Source organism: Phycicoccus sonneratiae, from assembly GCF_016887965.1.
GTDB lineage: Bacteria > Actinomycetota > Actinomycetes > Actinomycetales > Dermatophilaceae > Phycicoccus > Phycicoccus sonneratiae.
The window spans coordinates 19,272-36,739 of record NZ_JAFDVD010000024.1; the positions used below are offsets into that span (position 1 = coordinate 19,272).

General features: G+C 72.6%; 15 protein-coding genes. 5 read left to right on the top strand and 10 right to left on the bottom strand.

What is annotated here, in order from left to right; genetic code table 11:
- Positions 1 to 85: 85 nt before the first annotated feature.
- Together JQN70_RS21110 and mraY are read left to right on the top strand one after the other, a co-directional pair.
- Entirely contained in the window at positions 86 to 3,400 is a 3,315-nt protein-coding gene (locus JQN70_RS21110; protein WP_204132793.1) for an RCC1 domain-containing protein, read from the top strand.
- A gap of 204 nt (positions 3,401 to 3,604) precedes the next feature.
- On the top strand, positions 3,605 to 4,717 hold the full coding sequence (gene mraY, locus JQN70_RS18150) for a phospho-N-acetylmuramoyl-pentapeptide-transferase (RefSeq protein ID WP_204132867.1): 1,113 nt from the start codon (positions 3,605 to 3,607) through the stop codon (positions 4,715 to 4,717).
- Between the two features lie 28 nt (positions 4,718 to 4,745).
- Here the strand turns inward: mraY and JQN70_RS18155 are convergent, their stop codons facing one another.
- The 4 genes from JQN70_RS18155 to JQN70_RS18170 form a co-directional block, all read right to left on the bottom strand.
- Complete coding sequence (locus JQN70_RS18155) at positions 4,746 to 5,708, bottom strand: aldo/keto reductase (RefSeq protein WP_204132868.1); 963 nt, start codon at positions 5,706 to 5,708, stop codon at positions 4,746 to 4,748.
- A gap of 55 nt (positions 5,709 to 5,763) precedes the next feature.
- Positions 5,764 to 7,917, bottom strand: coding sequence for a M1 family metallopeptidase (locus tag JQN70_RS18160; protein WP_204132794.1), 2,154 nt, complete (start codon positions 7,915 to 7,917; stop codon positions 5,764 to 5,766).
- A gap of 159 nt (positions 7,918 to 8,076) precedes the next feature.
- Positions 8,077 to 9,096, bottom strand: coding sequence for an NADP-dependent oxidoreductase (locus tag JQN70_RS18165; protein WP_204132795.1), 1,020 nt, complete (start codon positions 9,094 to 9,096; stop codon positions 8,077 to 8,079).
- A 113-nt stretch (positions 9,097 to 9,209) separates the two neighbouring features.
- A complete protein-coding gene (locus tag JQN70_RS18170; protein WP_204132796.1) occupies positions 9,210 to 9,389 on the bottom strand; it encodes a hypothetical protein in 180 nt (59 codons plus the stop codon).
- Between the two features lie 72 nt (positions 9,390 to 9,461).
- On the opposite strand from JQN70_RS18170, the gene JQN70_RS18175 reads away from it, so the two are divergent.
- The 3 genes from JQN70_RS18175 (at position 9,462) to JQN70_RS18185 (ending at position 11,536) form a co-directional block, all read left to right on the top strand.
- Positions 9,462 to 9,929, top strand: coding sequence for a MarR family winged helix-turn-helix transcriptional regulator (locus JQN70_RS18175; RefSeq protein WP_307836073.1), 468 nt, complete (start codon positions 9,462 to 9,464; stop codon positions 9,927 to 9,929).
- 228 nt (positions 9,930 to 10,157) lie between these two features.
- Positions 10,158 to 10,736 carry a TMEM165/GDT1 family protein gene (locus JQN70_RS18180; protein WP_204132797.1) on the top strand — a complete coding sequence of 193 codons (579 nt, stop codon included), beginning with the start codon at positions 10,158 to 10,160 and terminating at the stop codon, positions 10,734 to 10,736.
- A complete protein-coding gene (locus JQN70_RS18185) occupies positions 10,727 to 11,536 on the top strand; it encodes a transglutaminase-like domain-containing protein (RefSeq protein WP_204132798.1) in 810 nt (269 codons plus the stop codon). The genes JQN70_RS18180 and JQN70_RS18185 overlap by 10 nt, the downstream gene beginning before the upstream one ends.
- 10 nt (positions 11,537 to 11,546) lie before the next feature.
- On the opposite strand, the gene JQN70_RS18190 is transcribed toward JQN70_RS18185, so the two are convergent.
- From JQN70_RS18190 to JQN70_RS18215, 6 genes are all read right to left on the bottom strand, one after another.
- Positions 11,547 to 11,852: a glutaredoxin domain-containing protein gene (locus tag JQN70_RS18190; protein ID WP_204132799.1), complete on the bottom strand. Its 306-nt coding sequence runs from the start codon at positions 11,850 to 11,852 to the stop codon at positions 11,547 to 11,549.
- Between the two features lie 32 nt (positions 11,853 to 11,884).
- Positions 11,885 to 13,051 (bottom strand): AGE family epimerase/isomerase, encoded by a 1,167-nt coding sequence (locus JQN70_RS18195; protein WP_204132800.1) that lies wholly within the window; start codon positions 13,049 to 13,051, stop codon positions 11,885 to 11,887.
- On the bottom strand, positions 13,048 to 13,881 hold the full coding sequence (locus JQN70_RS18200; RefSeq protein ID WP_204132801.1) for a D-hexose-6-phosphate mutarotase: 834 nt from the start codon (positions 13,879 to 13,881) through the stop codon (positions 13,048 to 13,050). Before JQN70_RS18200 ends, JQN70_RS18195 begins: the two co-directional genes overlap by 4 nt.
- Before the next feature lie 64 nt (positions 13,882 to 13,945).
- A complete protein-coding gene (locus JQN70_RS18205; protein WP_307836074.1) occupies positions 13,946 to 15,004 on the bottom strand; it encodes a TerC/Alx family metal homeostasis membrane protein in 1,059 nt (352 codons plus the stop codon).
- A gap of 362 nt (positions 15,005 to 15,366) precedes the next feature.
- Entirely contained in the window at positions 15,367 to 16,731 is a 1,365-nt protein-coding gene (locus JQN70_RS18210) for a cryptochrome/photolyase family protein (protein WP_204132802.1), read from the bottom strand.
- A gap of 13 nt (positions 16,732 to 16,744) precedes the next feature.
- Positions 16,745 to 17,467, bottom strand: coding sequence for a CPBP family intramembrane glutamic endopeptidase (locus tag JQN70_RS18215; RefSeq protein WP_204132803.1), 723 nt, complete (start codon positions 17,465 to 17,467; stop codon positions 16,745 to 16,747).
- Position 17,468 lies beyond the last annotated feature (1 nt).

Here is a 17,468-nt window from a genome sequence, read left to right on the forward strand (position 1 = left end):
CTGCCAGCATCCAGCCACCGATCGGTGCGATGTCGATTCAGCAGGGGGCATCATGCGAGCTCATCCGACTCGTTGGTTGGCCGTCGTGGTCACGGTCGTCGTCGGCGCCGCCGGGGCGCTCTCCGGTGCGACGGCGTCTGCCGCTGCCACCGCGGACGGCACCTACAGACAGCAGGGCGTCGGGTTCGTCCCCTTGACCCCGGCTCGGCTGCTGGACACGCGGATCGGGTTGGGCGCCCCGTCCGCCCGAGTCCCGGCCGGCGGCTCGGTCACGGTGCAGGTCACCGGACGTGGCGGCGTCCCCACGGATGGGGTGGCCGCGGTCGCCGTCAACGCCACCGCTGTTCAGCCGGCCAAGGCTGGCTACGCGACCGTCTACCCGGCCGGGTCGTCGCGCCCGGTCGCCTCCAACCTGAACTTCTCCGCGGGCGCCACCGTCGCCAACCACGTGCTCGCCAAGCTCGGCGACGGAGGCCGGCTGACGCTGTACTCCAACGTCGCCACGGACCTGCTCCTGGACCTGTCCGGCTACTACCCGGACGACGCGAAGTACGCACCCCTCGCGCCCGCACGCATCCTGGACACCCGCTCCGGGCTCGGCGCCCCCAAGGCTCGGGCTGCCGCTGGCGGTACCGTCACGGTCACCGTCCTCGGCCGAGGAGGCGTCCCTGCCGTCGGCGTGGACGCCGTCGTGCTGAACGCGACCGCGGTCGCCGCCTCGTCCGGTGGATACACCACCGTGTACCCCGGTGGACAGCCGCGCCCGTCCACGTCCACCCTGAACTACGCGAGCGGCGGAACCGTGCCAGCTCTCGCCATCGTCAAGGTCGGCGCGAGCGGGGCGGTGTCCCTGTACACCTCGAGCGGGGCCGACCTGCTGGCCGACGTCATGGGCTACATCCCCGCCGGGTCCGACTTCGCGCCGCTGGCCTCCCCCACCCGACTGGTCGACACCCGCAGCGGCACCGGCGCCCCCAAGGCCCGCTTGAGTGCCGGCGGCCTCCTGACCGTGACGGTGGCCGGCGCCGGTGGGATCCCGGACACCCAGGTCGGCAGCGCCATCCTCAACATCACTGCCGTCAATCCCGCCCGATCCGGGCATCTGACGGTGTACCCCACCGGCTCGACCCGCCCCAGCACGTCCTTGGTGAACTACACGGCCGGCACCAACAGGGCGAACTCCGTTCTCGCCCGACTGGGAGGCACCGGGCAGGTCACGGTCTACTCCGAGTCCGCCACGGATCTCGTCGTGGACGTGTCCGGGTACGTCGCGACACCGCTGACCGTGACGATGACCCAACCGGCCACCACCGCGGTGGTCCCACCCGAGACCACCACCGCCGTGACTGCCCCCGCCGACATCGGAGGCGCCGGCACCGTCACCACCACCGCCCCGGTGCCCGATCCCGGTGGGTACCTGTACCTGCCGCCCGGCGGCGCCAACGGCGACGGAGTCGTCGGCAAGGTGACCACCGTCACGAGCTCGAGTGGGGTGACCACGGCGGACATCGTCGCCGTCCCGCTCGAGGAGGCCTTCCCCGCCGGTCACATCGAAGGGACCACCAGCGCCGCCGACCCGCTCCTCGATCTGGCGCCGATTGCCCCGGGCCAGGCGCCGGCTCTCCGCTCCGGCGCGCGAGCGTCAGGGATCGTGCCGAGGTGCACTACCGGCACCAGCGCCGGGGTCACCCTCAGGGCGTCTGCCCCCATGCGCGTTAGCGTCCTCGCAGACTGGGGCATCGGGGTACGCACGCACGTCCGCGTGTCCGTCACGACCTCCCTGACGTTCGAGGGCGCGGTGGAGCTCAACGGTGGGGTCACGTGCTCGTGGTCCTCGACACCGGTTCCGCTCGGCATGGCAGGACCCTTCGTGGCGAGCGGGACGGTGGAGGTCAACCTGGAGGTGAGTGGCGCCTTGCAGGCCGGTGTCGCGTACACCACGACGACGACGGATGGGTTCGACTGGTGGGACGGTGAAACGCCCACCCGCATCCACACCCAGAGCAAGGACGTCAGCTGGAAGACCCCGAACGGTGTGGCGAAGGTGCGCTTCTCCGTCGGCCCGAGTGTCTCACTCAAGCTCGGCGGGGCAGTGGGTCCGTACGTCTCGGCCGGTGTGTACGCCGAGTTCACGGTCGACCCGGCAGGGGCGCCGTGGTGGACCTTGGAGTTCGGCATCGAGGCCAAGGCAGGCGTCAAGCTCGACATCCTGTTCCTGGCACACCAGGACTACTCCCTCGCACAGGCGGTGGTCTTCCACACCCAGGTCGCGCAGGCCACCAACCCCTACCCCGGGGCAGGAAAGTGGGGCAAGACGATCAGCGTCGGGCGGACCCACGCGTGCGCAGTGACACCGACCGGCGGCGTGAAGTGCTGGGGCGACAACGGGTCCGGCCAGCTGGGAAACGGCACCTACACCTCCTCACGAACGCCGGTGCAGGTGAGCGGCCTTGCGTCCGGCGTCGTCGCGGTCACCGCAGGCAATCGCTTCACGTGTGCCTTGACCCGTCTGGGTGCCGTCAAGTGCTGGGGCCAGAACCTGGACGGGCAGCTCGGCACGGGCAGCACGCCGGAGTCAACGAACACGCCTCTGCCGGTCAAGGGGCTCAGCTCCGGGGTGGCCCATCTGGGCAGCGCCGGACTGTACGGTGCGTGCGTGGCGACCACCTCCGGCACTGTCATGTGCTGGGGGGCCACTGACGCAGGGTTCCGCCCCACGCTTCCTGTCACAGTCGGCGGCCTGCCAGGGAACGTGACGGATGTTGGCGGGTCACCCATGGTGGCGTGCGCCGTGGCCGGCGGGGGCGCTGTCAAGTGCTGGGGCGACAACGAAGTCGGTCAGCTCGGCAACGGCACGTACACCCGGACCCCCAGCTCATTGCCGCCTGTCCAGGTCAATGGCCTGACCTCAGGGGTGCAGTCCGTGAGCGGCGGCGACGGCACCAACTGCGCGATCACCGGAACCGGGGCCCTCAAGTGCTGGGGTCTCAACAGCGACGGGGAGCTCGGCATCGGAACGGTGTCAGGCTTCTCCACCGTTCCGGTTCAGGTGAAGGGCCTCACCTCGGGTGTCGCGCAAGTCAGCGCGACGACCCCCACCGTGTGTGCCGTCACGCGCGCAGGAGCCGCCAAGTGCTGGGGCGACAACACCAGCGGTCAGGTCGGCAACGGTTCGACCACCCGGATGACCAGTCCCGCACAGGTCACCGGATTGACCTCGGGAGTCACCGGCATCAGCGTCGGCGGCGGCACTCTGGGCCAGGACAGCGAGGGCGGGGGCACGACCTGCGCGACGACGACCGGAGGTGTCATGTGCTGGGGCAGCAACATCTCGGGCCAACTCGGGAACGGGTCCAGCGCACGCAACTCGGCGGTCCCCGTCCACGTCCAGGGGCTGTGAAGCCGGCGATCACCCAGGACCGCCACTCGGTACGCCGTGGGTGACCCAGGAACCGACGAGGGCCACGGCTGATGCCGGTCGCGGCGCGCCCACCGGGGACGACGAGCCGGTCCGCGTACGGTTGTCGACCGGGGGCAGGCGGAGCGAGCCGTGCTGTCGACCGGACGCCCGGCCGACGCCCCCAGACCGAACCCGGGAGAGTCGATGGTCAACGTCATGCTGGCGGGCGGTCTCGCCCTGCTCGTGTCGCTGCTCGGGACACCGCTGTTCGTCCGCTTCCTCACCCGCCGCGGCTACGGCCAGCCGATCCACGACGACCTCACGCTGCACCACGTCAAGCGCGGCAAGCCGACGATGGGCGGCGCGGTCGTCATCGGTGCAGCGCTCGTCGGCTACTTCGGGTCGCACCTGGCCGTGCTCGGCATCGAGGCCGGCGACATCGGGCAGGTCACGAGCGACCCGGTGTCGCTCAGCGCACTGCTCGTGCTCTTCCTCCTCGTCGGCCTCGGGGCGGTCGGGTTCCTCGACGACTTCACGAAGATCCGCGCCGAGCGCAGCCTCGGGCTGACCTCGCGCCAGAAGCTCGCGGGACAGACCGTCGTCACCATCGCCTTCGCCGCGATGGCGCTGTGGGTCACCGACGACAGCGGCCGCGCCCCGGCGTCGACGGCGATCTCGTTCGTCCGTGACACACCGCTCGACCTCGCCGTCGCCGGGCCGGCCCTCGGCGCCCTGCTCTTCCTCCTGTGGGCCAACGTGCTCATCACCGGCGCCTCGAACGGCGTCAACCTCACCGACGGCCTCGACGGACTGGCCACCGGCACGAGCGTCATGGTCTTCGGCGCGTACACGATGATCAGCCTCTGGCAGCACAACGAGAACTGCTCCGTCGCACCGGGACCCGGCTGCTACCCGACCCCGAACGCGCTCGACCTCGCCGTGGTCGCGGCCGCCGTCGCCGGCGCCTGCTTCGGCTTCCTCTGGTGGAACGCCGCTCCGGCCTCGATCATCATGGGCGACACCGGCTCGCTGTCCCTCGGCGGGGCGCTCGCCGGGCTGGCCGTCCTCACCCGCACCGAGCTGCTCCTCGCGGTTCTCGGCGGCCTCTTCGTGGTCATCACCCTATCGGTCGTCATCCAGGTCGCGAGCTTCAAGCTGCGGGGCAAGCGGGTGTTCCGCATCGCACCCCTGCACCACCACTTCGAGGTCGTCGGCTGGGCCGAGATCACCATCGTCATCCGGTTCTGGATCGTCGCCGGCATCTTCGTCCTCGCCGGACTCGCCCTGTTCTACGGCGAGTGGGTCGTCGGCACCTGAGCCCCGACGCCGGCAGCAGCGCGGGGCCTCAGGCGAAGGTCGTGTACGAGAACGCCGGGTCCTCGCCGAGCGCGTCGAGGTCGGCGAGGTCCTCGAGGGTCGGCTCCCAGAGGCCGGCCTCGACGTTGGCGCGCACCTGCTCGGGGCGGGTCGCCCCGCTGATGACGCTCGCCACGGCCGGCTGCGCCGCGAGCCCACCGACCGCCAGCTGGAGCATCGAGACGTCCCGCTGGCGCGCGAAGGCCTCGAGCGCCTCGATGCGGTCCCAGCGCGCGGACTCCAGCCGCGATGCCTGGCTCGAGGCCGCGAGCCGGGTCCCCTCCGGCGCTGCCTCGCCGCGCCGGTACTTGCCGGTGAGCAACCCGTAGGCCAGCGGGAAGTACGGCAGCAGACCGACCCCGACCTCCTCGCAGGCCGGCACGAGCTCGGTCTCGGCCATCCGGTTGTACAGCGAGTACTCGTTCTGCGCCGACACGAAGCGCTGCGTCCCGGCGGTCCGCGCCACCCAGTCGGCGTCGACGACCTGCCAGGCCGACAGGTTCGAGGACCCGATGTACCGCACCTTGCCCTCGGTGACGAGCTCGCTCATCGCGCCGAGCGTCTCCTCGACGGGCGTGATGGGGTCGGGCCGGTGCAGCTGGTAGAGGTCGATGTGGTCGGTGCCGAGCCGTCGCAGGCTCGCCTCGACCGCCCGCCGCACGTACCGCCGCGAGCCGTGCGCGCCGAAGTGCTCGGCCTCGTGGTCGCCCATCCCGAACTTCGTCGCGAGCACGACCTGCTCGCGCCGGGCACCGAGCGCCCGCCCGAGCAGCTCCTCGCTCGCGCCGTCGCCGTAGGAGTCGGCGGTGTCGAAGAGGGTGATGCCCGCGTCGATCGCGGCGTCGACGACGGCCCGGGTCTGGTCGGCGTCGATGCGCGAGCCGAAGGCGTTGCACCCCACCCCGACCACCGACACCATGAGACCGCTGTCGCCGAGGGGCCGGTGGCGCATGTCGCTCATCCGGCGACCCTACGCCGCCGTCCCGCCGCGACGGCCCGTCGGGGCCTCAGCGGCCGGCCACGCCCTCCCTCGCAAACCGCAGCTGGGCGGCCCGCGTGGCGCTCGGCAGGGACGACGCCGTCGCCGAGCGCTTCGAGGTCGGCCGGTCGACCTCCGGCAGCCCCGGCGTGTACAGCCACTCCCGGAAGAGCGTGTCCAGCTGCTGCCCCGACACCTTCTCGGCCAGCCGGACGAACTCTTTCGTCGTGCCGTTGCCTCCGCGGTGTTGTGCCGCCCACCGGCGCAGGATGGTTCGGAAGTCCCTGTCCCCGACGGTGACCCGCAGCTGGTGCAGGGTCATCGCCCCGCGGATGTACACGGGGTTGTCGAAGAGCTGGTCCGGGCCCGGGTCGCCGATGACGAGGTCCCAGAAGGGCGAGTCCTGCGGCACGAAGTCGCCGCTGTACCAGCCGTCGAAGATCTCCTGCGCGGTCCCGGTGCCCTGGTCCTCGCTCCACAGCCACTCGGCGTAGGTGGCGAAGCCCTCGTTGAGCCAGATGTCCTTCCACCGCTCCAGCGCGACGCTGTCGCCGTACCACTGGTGGGCCAGCTCGTGGACGATGACGCCGACGCCGCTCGTCTCGTCGCTGAAGAAGTCGCGCGAGTAGATCGGGCGGGTCTGGTTCTCGAGCGCGAACCCGAGGCCCTGCACGTCGTCGACGATGCCGCCCGAGGTCCGGAACGGGTACGGCCCGAACGTCGAGGAGAGGAAGTCGAGGACCTCGCCCTCGCGCGCGAAGGAGGCATCCACGACGGCGCCGGTGCTCGGCGGCACGAGCTCGGTGCCGCCGACCGTCCAGTCGTCCTCGTTGCCGGGGCTGCCGGGTGGTGGACCGGGCACCGACCACCCGTCGAGCGGGTCGGCGTCGGCCTCGAACGACGTCGTGCCCTCACCGGTGGACACCACGACGTCGTCGACGAAGACCCCACCCAGCTGGACGACGTCGTCGCTCGCGTAGCTGAGCGACACCTCCACCTGCTGACCGGCGTACGGGGAGAGGTCGATCCGCCACTGCTCGGGGCCGTCGCTGAGCCCCGTCGCCGCGTTCCACGAGCCGGTGGTGCCGGTGGGCGTGCACGGCTCGTCGGCGCCCGCGGCGGTCTGGTAGTGCTCGAGGAAGGGGTGGATGTCCAGCCACCCGGGGCAGCTGTTGCCGGTGCTCGTCGAGGTGTGGCCGTTGGCGTCGGGGAGGGTCGTCCACGCGTCCGAGCCCACCGGGTGGGCCTCGACGAAGAAGTGGTCCCACGACTCCTCGGTGGCCCGGGTCACCCAGAACGACAGCTCCGCCCCGCTCGCCGGCACCGTGACCGTGTGGACGAGTCGCTTGTACGACGAGTCGGCCTGACCGCTGGCGACGAAGGCGGAGCCGGTGCGTGGGGCGGCGACCGGGTCGTAGAGGTCGGGGTCGACGGCGTCGATGATGCGGATGCCACCGTGCCGGCGCGTGCTGAGCCGGAACTCCCCGACGCTCGCGGTCGCGAGGTAGGACGCCATCGGGTCGGGCTCGTCCCAGACCCACGTCGTCCAGCCGTGGGCGGTCCGGTGGCTCACGAGCGAGCCGTTGGAGACCGCCGTCAGGCCCCGCGGCACGGTGACGGCGACGTGGTAGCGCGCCTTGTCGCTGGGGTGGTCGTTGACCGGGAACCAGGTGTCCGCGACGTGCGGCTGCCCGACGACGAGCGCGCCGTCATCGGTGTGGATGAACCCCGACGGCCCGCCGAACTCGACCGTGGGTTTGGGCACCCCGTCGTAGCGGACGACGGTCGTGAACGTGTGCTTCCGCTCCAGCCCGCGTGCCGGGCGGACGGTCAGCTCGTCGGCCCGCCGCGACCACCGCGCCGGCTTGCCGTCGACGAGCACCTGCCGCACGGTGAGCCCGTCGAGGTCGAGCGTGAACGTGGAGAGGTTCTGCGTGGCCCGGGCCCGGATCGTCGCCCGCCCCGCGAGGACGTCGGTCGACGGGGTGTAGCGCAGGTCGAGGTCGTAGGCCTGGACGTCGTAGCCACCGTTGCCGTCGCCCGGGAAGTACGGGTCACCGATGCTCGTCGCACCCGGCGAGAAGCCGTGCCCGCCGTGGGCCGTCGCCGCACCCCCTCCCGTCAGGCCGAGACCGAGCACAACCGGGACCACCAGGACACGGACGACACGCACGAGAACCACCCCTCGACCGGAACGAGCGTCGCGACCCGGCCCCTGGGGGCGGACGCGCCGCGCCCGCCGATCCTCCTCCCGTCGGAGGGGTGTGTCCATGGCTCCCCCGGGCCATCTCCGCACCTCACCGGTGGGCGGACCCGCCCGGTGGGGTGCGGAGGGGCGGGGTCAGAGGCGGACGACCATCTTACCGGTGTTCTCGCCCCGCAGCACGCCGAGGAAGGCGTCGACGGCGTTCTCGAACCCGTCGACCGAGGTCTCCCGCAGCGAGAGCGTGCCGTCGGCGAGCCAGCCGGCCGCGCGGCGGAAGTACTCGCCGGCGAGGTCGTAGTGGTCGCCGACGAGGAAGCCCTCGATCCGACCGCGCGTCTGGATGAGCCGCGCGAGGTTGCGCGGTCCGGGGGCCGGCTCGGTGTCGTTGTAGACCGAGATCATCCCGCAGACGGCGATCCGCCCGCCGAGCCGCAGCGACCCGATGGCCGCCTCCAGGTGCTCGCCGCCGACGTTGTCGAAGTAGACGTCGATGCCGTCCGGGGCCAGCTCGCGCAGGTGGTCCGAGACGCGGCCGTCGCGGTACGAGAAGGCCGCGTCGAACCCGAGGTCCTCGGTGAGGTGGCGAACCTTCTCGGGCGAGCCGGCCGAGCCGATGACCCGCGAGGCGCCGAGCGCCCTGGCCACCTGGCCCACCGCGCCGCCGACGGCACCCGCCGCGCCCGAGACGAACACGACGTCGCCCTCCTTCAGGGACGCGGTCCGGGTCAGGCCGGCGTAGGCGGTGAGGCCGGTCATCCCGAGCACGCCGAGGTACGCGGATGCCGGTGCGGCAGAGGCGTCGAGGACGCGGGCCTCGGAGGCGTCGAGCACCGCCACCTCGCGCCAGCCGAGCCCGTGCAGCACGTGGTCACCGACGGAGAACCCGTCGGCGCGCGACTCCTCGACGACGCCGACGGCCCCGCCGGTCATCGCCTCGCCGAGCTCGTAGGGGGCGGCGTAGGACTTGGCGGCGCTCATCCGGCCGCGCATGTACGGGTCGACGGAGAGGACGACGTTGCGCACGCGGACCTGACCGTCGGCGAGCTCGGGGACCTCGCTCTCGGCGAGCTCGAAGTCGTCCGGGGTGGGCCAGCCGGTCGGGCGGGTCCGGAGGCGCCACTCGCGCGCGGTCGTGGTCGGGGCGGACTCGGTCATCGGGGACCTCCAGGGGTGTCGGGGGCGGGGAACCGAGAAGGTCCAACGACAGCGGGGGCGCCGGGTATGCCGTGACCTCGTTCACCCGGACCGCCAACGCCCTCGGACGCAGGTCAGGAGGCCTCGCGACGGGCTCGCGCAGCGGCCACCTTCCGCTCGCGCTCGCGCCGCAGGCGCAGCTGGGGGTCGTCGGTGCCCAGCTGGGCCGGACCGAAGACGCTCGTCGTGACGTACCGGAACCGCCACCCGAGGCGGTACAGGAGGGAGAGCCCCTCGGACGACTGGCGGGCCATGATCACTCCATCTACTTAGTGCACTAATGATTCGTCCACGATCCTACGCTCCCGACACCGTAGGATCACACCGTGTCCCCCACGCGCCACCCCGCACCCGAGGAGGCGGTCGACCTCCTCGCCCTCGACCGCCAGGTGTGCTTCGCCCTCGCGGTCGCGAGCCGCAACGTCATCGGCCTCTACCGGCCGCTGCTCGAACCGATGGGCCTGACCCACCCTCAGTACCTCGTCATGCTGGCGCTCTGGGAGGAGTCGCCACTGCGGGTCTCGGAGATCGCGCGACGTCTCAGCCTCGAACCGGCCACGCTCTCGCCCCTGCTCAAGCGGCTGGAGGTGGCCGGCTTCGTCGACCGCCGTCGAGACAGCGGCGACGAGCGGGTCGTCACCGTCGCCCTGACGACGGCCGGGCGCCGGCTGCGACGCCGGGCCGAGCAGATCCCCCCGGCGGTCATCGAACGGCTCGGGATGGACGTCGCCGAGCTCGAGGAGATCCGCGACCGGCTCGGTCGCCTCATCGACGCCACGCGCAGCACCCGCTGACGGCGGGCCGATTTCGCGTCGACGGCGCATCGCCGCTACCGTTGGCCGTGAAAGGGAGTAGTCCCCAATCGCCGTGTCGACACACTGACCCCCGGGTCCGGTACGGCGGGCCACCACCGGTGGCGGACGAGACTTTCGGCCAGACGCACGTGCCCATCACCGGACGTGCCGGCCGAGAGGTCCGTCCCGCGGCACTCCTCGTCCGGCACGAGGAAGAGCCCCCACCACATGTACGCGTTCCTGCTCAGCACGGCCGTCATCTTCGTCGCCGAGCTCGGCGACAAGAGCCAGCTCATGGCGATGACCTTCGCCACCCGCTACCGGGTGCGTGACGTCCTCATCGGCATCACCGCCGCCACGGCCGTCGTCCACCTCGTCTCCGTCGGCATCGGCGCCGCCGTCGGGACCGCCTTCGAGCAGTACCAGGGCGTCATCTCGGTCGTCGCCGGCGTCGCCTTCCTCGTCTTCGCCGCGTGGACCCTGCGCGGCGACGAGCTGACCGACGACGAGGCAGACAAGGCCCGTCGCAGCACCGGCGCGGCGCTCCTCGCCGTCGGCACCGCCTTCTTCCTCGCCGAGCTCGGCGACAAGACGATGCTCGCGACCATCACGCTCGCGACCCAGGAGGGCTGGTTCGGCACGTGGGTCGGCAGCACGGTCGGGATGGTCGCGGCCGACGCGCTGGCCATCGGCGTCGGCGCGGTGCTCGGCCGCAAGCTGCCCGAGAAGGTCATCAAGTACGGCGCCGCCGCGGCCTTCCTCGTCTTCGGCCTCGTCCTCATCGCCCAGGGGCTCGGATGGCTCTGACCTCGACCTCCGTCACGCTCGACCTCCGCACCGAGGTCGTGGCGGCCGGTGAGCTGGCCTTCTGCCTCGCCGTCGCCGCGCACCTCGACGCGGAGGAGTCACTGACCGTCTCCGGGCCGGACGGCGACACGCTCGCCGTCCGGGAGGTGGCGCTCGGCCACGGCACCCGGCTGCACCTCGTCGATGCGCCGCTCGGCGACCTGCGCGTCGAGTACGCCGCCACCGTGTCGGCCGGTTCGCGCCCCGCACCCGTCACGGACGCCGACCGCTTCACGTACGTGCTGCCGAGCCGGTACTGCCCGAGCGACCGCGTCGCCGGTTGGGCCGCAGGCGAGTTCGGCGGCGTCGACGACCCGTGGCAGCTCGCGCTGCGGGTCGTCGAGTGGGTGGGCGCGCGCACGGAGTACACGCCGGGCTCGACCGACGCGGGCGACGACGCCCTCGTCCCGCTGCACACCGGGCAGGGCGTGTGCCGCGACTACGCGCACCTCACGACGACGCTCCTGAGGGCGCTCGAGGTGCCTGCGCGGTACGTCTCGGTCTACGCGCCGGGACTCGACCCGATGGACGCGCACGCCGTCGTCGAGGTGGCGGTCGGCGACGAGTGGCGCCTGCTCGACGCCACGCGACTCGCGCCCCGTGCCTCGATGGTGCGCACGGGCACCGGGCGCGACGCGGCCGACGTGGCGCTGATGACGACGCTCGGGGCCGAGACCGGGCCGTTCGCCCTCGGCGTCACCGCCGTCGCCGACCCGGACCTGCCGCAGGAGGACCCGAGCGCGGTCGTCGTCCTCGCCTGACCAGCTGCGCTCAGCGCCGCAGGGCGTCCCGGACGAGCCTCGGGTCCGGGTTCGTGTGCGGCACGCCGTCGATGACGATGGTCGGCACGGTCTCGTTGCCGTCGTTGACGCTCGCCACGTACGCCCGCGCGTCGTCGTCCTCCCAGATGTTCACCCAGCGGGCACGGGACCGCTCCCGGCGCACGGCCATCCGCAGGCGCCCACAGAACGGGCAGCCGGGACGCCAGTACACAGTGGCGCCGTGCTCCGCGTGGGCGAGCGCCTCGGCGTGCGGGGTCGCCTCCGGGTGGCCGGCGACGAGGTCGACGAGTCCCATGAGCGGAGGGTACGCCCCACGGTGGGCGCGGGTCAGGCCTCGAGCGGGCCGGCCAGCGCGCCGCCGCAGTGGTAGACGTCCGGTCGGCCGGGCCAGATGGTGCCCGCCTCCTGCATCTGCTCGTCGAGCTCGTTGCGCCACGTGCCCCGCTCGTCGACGAAGTAGCGGGCCGCGTGGTCCCAGAGCCGGCGGTACCAGCCCTCCCAGTGCTCGTCCCCGGTGCGCCGGACGAGGGAGGCGGTGAGCTGGAGGCCCTCGCACACCGGCCAGTGCAGCCGCACGTCGGAGACCGGCCGGCCGTCCCAGCCGACGGTGTAGACCAGCCCGGGGCGACCGTCGAGGGCCCACCCGCCGTCGAGGGCCCGGCGGGCGAGGGCGTCGGCGGCCTCGACGAGCCAGGCCGGTGACCCGACGAGCGGCGACTCGTCGAGCTGGAGGAGGAAGCGACCCCACTCGAGCGAGTGCCCGAAGGTCGCGCCGTACGGACGGAACGGGTGGTTCGGCTCGTCGCGGTTGTACTCCGGGAGGACCTGCCAGTCGGCGGTGTAGTGCTCGGGGAGCAGCCACCCCTGCTCGCGCGCGAACCCGTCGACGATGCGCTCGGCGACGGCCAGGCCCCGCCGGTGCCAGACGGCGTCCCCCGTCGCGGTGCCCATCGCGAGGAACGCCTCGAGCCCGTGCATGTTGGCGTTGGCGCCGCGGTAGTCCTCGGAGTCGGACCAGTCCGGCGCGAACGACTCGCGCAGGGCCTCGCTCGCGGGGTCCCAGAGGTGGGCGTCGACGACCTCGACGACCTGCTCGAGCAGCGCTGCCGCGGAAGGGTGCCCGACACCCAGCGCCGCGGACGCCGCGAGCCCGACGTGCACGTGGTCGTAGGTCATCTTCCGCGTCTCGGTCCCCGGTTCGCTGAGCCAGCCGCCGTGCACGTGGTCGGCGTGCAGGCCGGTGAGCGAGGACATCGCGTGGTCGAGCAGCTCGCCGGAGCCCGGGACCCCGTGCCGCACACCGGCGGCCGCGGTGTAGGCCATCCGGGCGGTGAGGAACAGCTGCGGGCCGCGGTCGGGCAGCGGTGTGCCGTCGCCGTCGAGGTGGTGGAAGCCGCCGTCGGGACGGATCGACCCGAGGGCGAAGCCGAGGACGTCGGCGAGTCCGCGCCCCAGCCACTCACGGTGCGCGGGGGTGTCGAGCCAGCTGGTCACAGGTCCTCCACGGACAGGCGGTAGGTCATCCACCGGGTCTGGCCCGGGTCGACGGTGACGACGTCGTCGAGGACGTTGGCGGCCTCGACGCAGAGCAGGTGCGGCCACTGGTCGCCGATGTCGTCGAGGCCGATCGCCTTCTCGGACCACGGGTTCCACACGACGCGATCGGCGGCCCCGGTGGTCGAGACGGTGAGGCGCCGGCCGAGCACGGGGTCGGTGACGACGACGTCGGCGCTGCTGCGGTACACCCGGTCGGTCTCGCCGGTGAGGACGAGGTCGCCCTCCTGGACGAGGTCCTCGCCGAGCACCTTGTCGTGGAAGGGCGTGCCGTCGAGCCCGCCGACGACGACCCGGCGGACGTCACCGACCGCGAGGTAGGCGTGCAGCGCCTCCTCGACGACGAAGGGCTCGTCGCCGGTGTTCGTCGTCGAGAGGGTGACCTCGAGAGTCGTGCCGAAGCGGGTGACGAGGTCGAGGTGGTACGCCTGCGACCAGTCGGGGTGGGAGGCGTCGTCCGGCGTCAGGCGATGACGCAGGACGCGACTGTCGGGCCCCTCGTCCTCCCCGAGGAACTGCCACGTGCTCGACCGGGCGAACCCGTGCGAGGGCGTCATCCCGCCGCCACGCCCCGGTCCGAACCACGGCCAGCACACCGGGATCCCGGCGTGGGGCGGTGTGCCGGACCGCACCGGGACTCCGGGGTGCGCGAAGAGCACCGGCGCGTGCCCGGTGGGGGCCCAGGCGAGGACGAGGCCCCCCTCGTCGAGGACGGTGCCGGTGCAGCGGTCGGTGTCGACCTCGCGGGCGAGGGGTCCGGGTGCGCTCACTCCCCCACCGTATTGACCGGGGCGAGGGCGCACCAGCGGCGCCCACGCCCCGGCCGTGGCGGGCTCAGGAGTGCTCGGAGCCGACCTGCTCGAGCGGCTCCTCGTCGAAGCTCTCGCCGCGCGCCTCGGCCCGCCGCTTGGCGAGCAGGCTCGTCACCGTGACGGTGGCGAGGATGCCGACGATGACCCCGAGCGAGGCGAGCGTGGGCACCTCCGGGGTGCCCGGCCAGATGCCGTGCGCCCAGTGGAGGACGAGCTTGACGCCAATGAAGGCGAGGATCGCCGCGAGGCCGTGCCCGAGGTGGACCAGCGAGCCGAGCGCGCCCTCGAGGACGAAGTACAGCGCCCGCAGGCCGAGCAGGGCGAAGGCGTTCGTCGCGAAGACGAGGTAGGCGTCGCCGGTGATGCCGAACACCGCCGGGACGGAGTCGACGGCGAAGACGATGTCGGTGCCGAGGATGGCCACCGCGACGAGCCCGAGCGGGGTGAGCGCACGCTTGCCGGCCTCGCGGACGGTGAGGTTCGGGCCGCGGTAGTCCTCGACGACCGGGAAGAAGCGGCGCAGCACCTTGACCGAGCGCAGCGAGCCGATGTCGACGGCCTGGTCCTCGTGCGACATCGCGTCCTTGAGGACCTTGACCGCCGTGACGAGCAGGATGACGCCGAAGAGGAGGAAGGTCCACGAGAACATCGAGATGAGCTGGGCGCCGAGGGCGATGAAGATGCCGCGGAGGACCAGCGCGCCGGCCACGCCGATGAGCAGCACCCGCTGGCGCAGCTCCTTGGGGACCGCGAAGGCGGTGAGCAGGAGCATGAAGACGAAGAGGTTGTCGACCGAGAGCGACTTCTCGACGAGGTAGCCCGTGTAGTACTCGAGCCCGCGGTCGCCGCCGTACTGCGTCCAGATGTAGACGCCGAAGGCCAGCGGGAGGGCGATGTAGAAGCTCGACCAGGCGACGGCCTCCTTCATCGAGACCTCGTGCGGCTTGCGGGTCAGGAGGAAGTCGAGGGCGAAGAGGGCGAGGACGGCGCCGATCGTCACGCCCCAGAGCAGGGGCGTTCCGACGGAGGACTCGGCGGCGGCGGGCTCGGCCGCGGCGAGCAGGGTGGGGAGGGTGGACACGATGGCTCCTCAGGGCACGGTGAACGGTCCTGAGGTCTCCTTCACCGCCCGGGGGCGGCGCCGCACCGGGAGCGCCGTGGGGCGCTCGTACTGACCGGAACGGACTTGGGAAGTACTCCCCTCGTCGTCGTGGAGTCTACCGGCGGCCGCGTCTTTTCCCCAAGTCCGTGTGTGGAAAAGGCGCCGACCTTCGACAGCGCCCCGGCCGGTGTCCACCAATCGACACATTCGTCAGTTCGTGGACGGACGCCTGCCAGCCGGTGTCCACCAATCGACACATTCGTCAGTTCGTGGACGGACGCCTGCCGATCGATGTGCAGCAATCGACACATTCGTCGAAAGATGCTCGGACGTCTGGCCGGTCAGCGACGGACGGCGGCGTACCGGTCGAGGGCCTCCTGACGCTCGGCCGCGTGGTCGACGATCCGCTCGGGGTAGTCGTGCGCGTAGCCCTCGTCGTGGTCCCACGGCCGGTGCGCGGCCTTGCCGTCGAGGTGGCGCAGCTCGGGGACCCAGCGCCGCACGTAGTCGCCGGACGGGTCGAACTTCTCGCCCTGGGTCACCGGGTTGAAGACGCGGAAGTACGGTGAGGCATCGGTCCCCGTGCCCGCCACCCACTGCCAGCCGTGGTTGTTCGACGCGAGGTCGCCGTCGCACAGCCGGTCGAGGAAGTGCCGCGCCCCCACCGGCCACCACACGTGCAGGTCCTTGGTGAGAAAGCTCGCGGTGATCATCCGGACCCGGTTGTGCATCCACCCCTCGGCGAGCAGCTGACGCATCCCGGCGTCGACGACCGGGTACCCGGTGCGGCCGGCCCGCCACGCCTCGACAGCGTCCTCGTGCTCGTCGTAGCGCATGCCCTGCAGCGCCGGCCGCAGGTCGGCCCACGCGCTCTTCGGGTTGTGCCACAGGACGTCGGCGTAGAACTCGCGCCAGGCCAGCTCGTCGCGGAAGGTCTCGACCCCCGAACCGCGCCGGTCCGCGACCTCGGCGAGGAGGGTGCGCGGGTGGACGACCCCGAGCTTGAGGTACGGCGACATCCGCGACGTGGCGTCCTGGGCCGGGCGGTCGCGGGCGTCGGCGTAGTCGCCGAGCGCGTCGTCGCGGAAGGCCCGCCAGCGCCGCAGCGCCGCCTCCTCGCCGGCGGGCGGCAGCTCGGGCAGGTCGGGCGCCGACAGCGCGGCGTCGAGGGCCGCCGTGGCGTCGGCGTCGTTGCGCGCGTGCCGCAGCGGCAGCGAGCGCGGGGTGGGCGCCGGCTCGGGCCACCCGTGCTGCCGCCAGGCCCTCGAGAAGGGGGTGAACACCTTGTACGGGTCGTCCGACCCGTTGCGGACGATGCCCGGGCCGACCGCGTACGGCGTGCCCGTCTCGACCCACTCGACACCGTCGCCGAGCGCGTCGCGCACCGCCTCGTCACGGCGGACGCCGGAGGGGGTGGTCTCGCGCGAGACGTGGACCGACGAGGCCGAGACCCGGTGCGCCAGAGCGGGGACGACCTGCCGCGGGTCGCCGTGCAGCAGCGTGAGGTTGCCGTCGAGGGACTCGTCGAGGGCCCGGAGGTTGGCGGCCAGCCAGGCCCGCCGGACCGGCCCGCCGCCGTCCCAGAACCGGGGGTCGACGACGAAGGCGACGACGAGGTCGCCGTCCCCCGCGGCGTCGCGGGCGGCGACGAGGGCGGGATGGTCGCGGCGGCGCAGGTCGCGGCGCAGCCAGAGCACGGAGGTCATCGGGGGTCGCTCCTCACGAGAGGCGGTCGAGGACGGGGGGCAGGAGGAGAAGCATCCCGAGCGACCACGTGAGGTGCGTGACGACCGGGCCGAGGATGCCGCCGGTGACCCGCCGCTGGAGCCCGACGACCAGCCCCACGAGGGCGGCGGCCAGCACGAGCAGCGGGATGCCGGAGGTGGCGGTGACGAGCGCGTAGACGAGCGTCGTCACGGCGACCGCGTGCCGCCGCCCGACGCCGGCGTACAGCGCCCCGCGGAAGTACAGCTCCTCCGCGACCCCGTTGACCACGGTGATGACGGCGACGACCCCGAGCGACCCGAAGCGGGCGTGGTCGAGGAGCTGCTGCACCGGGTCGCGCAGCACCGGGACCCGGGCGACGACGACGGAGCCGGCGAGGAAGAGCGCGAGCAGCAGCAGGCCGAGCGCGAGGGACTGCACCACCGCCCGGCTCTCCCGGCCGCCGACCCGGCGGTGCGCCCGCCCGAGGTGCAGCGGCCCGGACGCGAACGCGCCGACGGCCCACACGGCGGCGAGCGCGAAGGTGGCGACGTAGAAGGTCGGGTCACCGGGTTCGATGCGCAGGGCCCAGGCGAGGATGCCGGCGCCCACGACGAGGGTGACGACCGCGACCCGGCGCCGGCGGCGGAAGGCCGCGTCGGACTCGGTGTGGTCGCGGGGCACGGGGTCGACGAGGGCGGCCCGCACGAAGGCGCGGAGCTCGGCGACCGGGTTCACC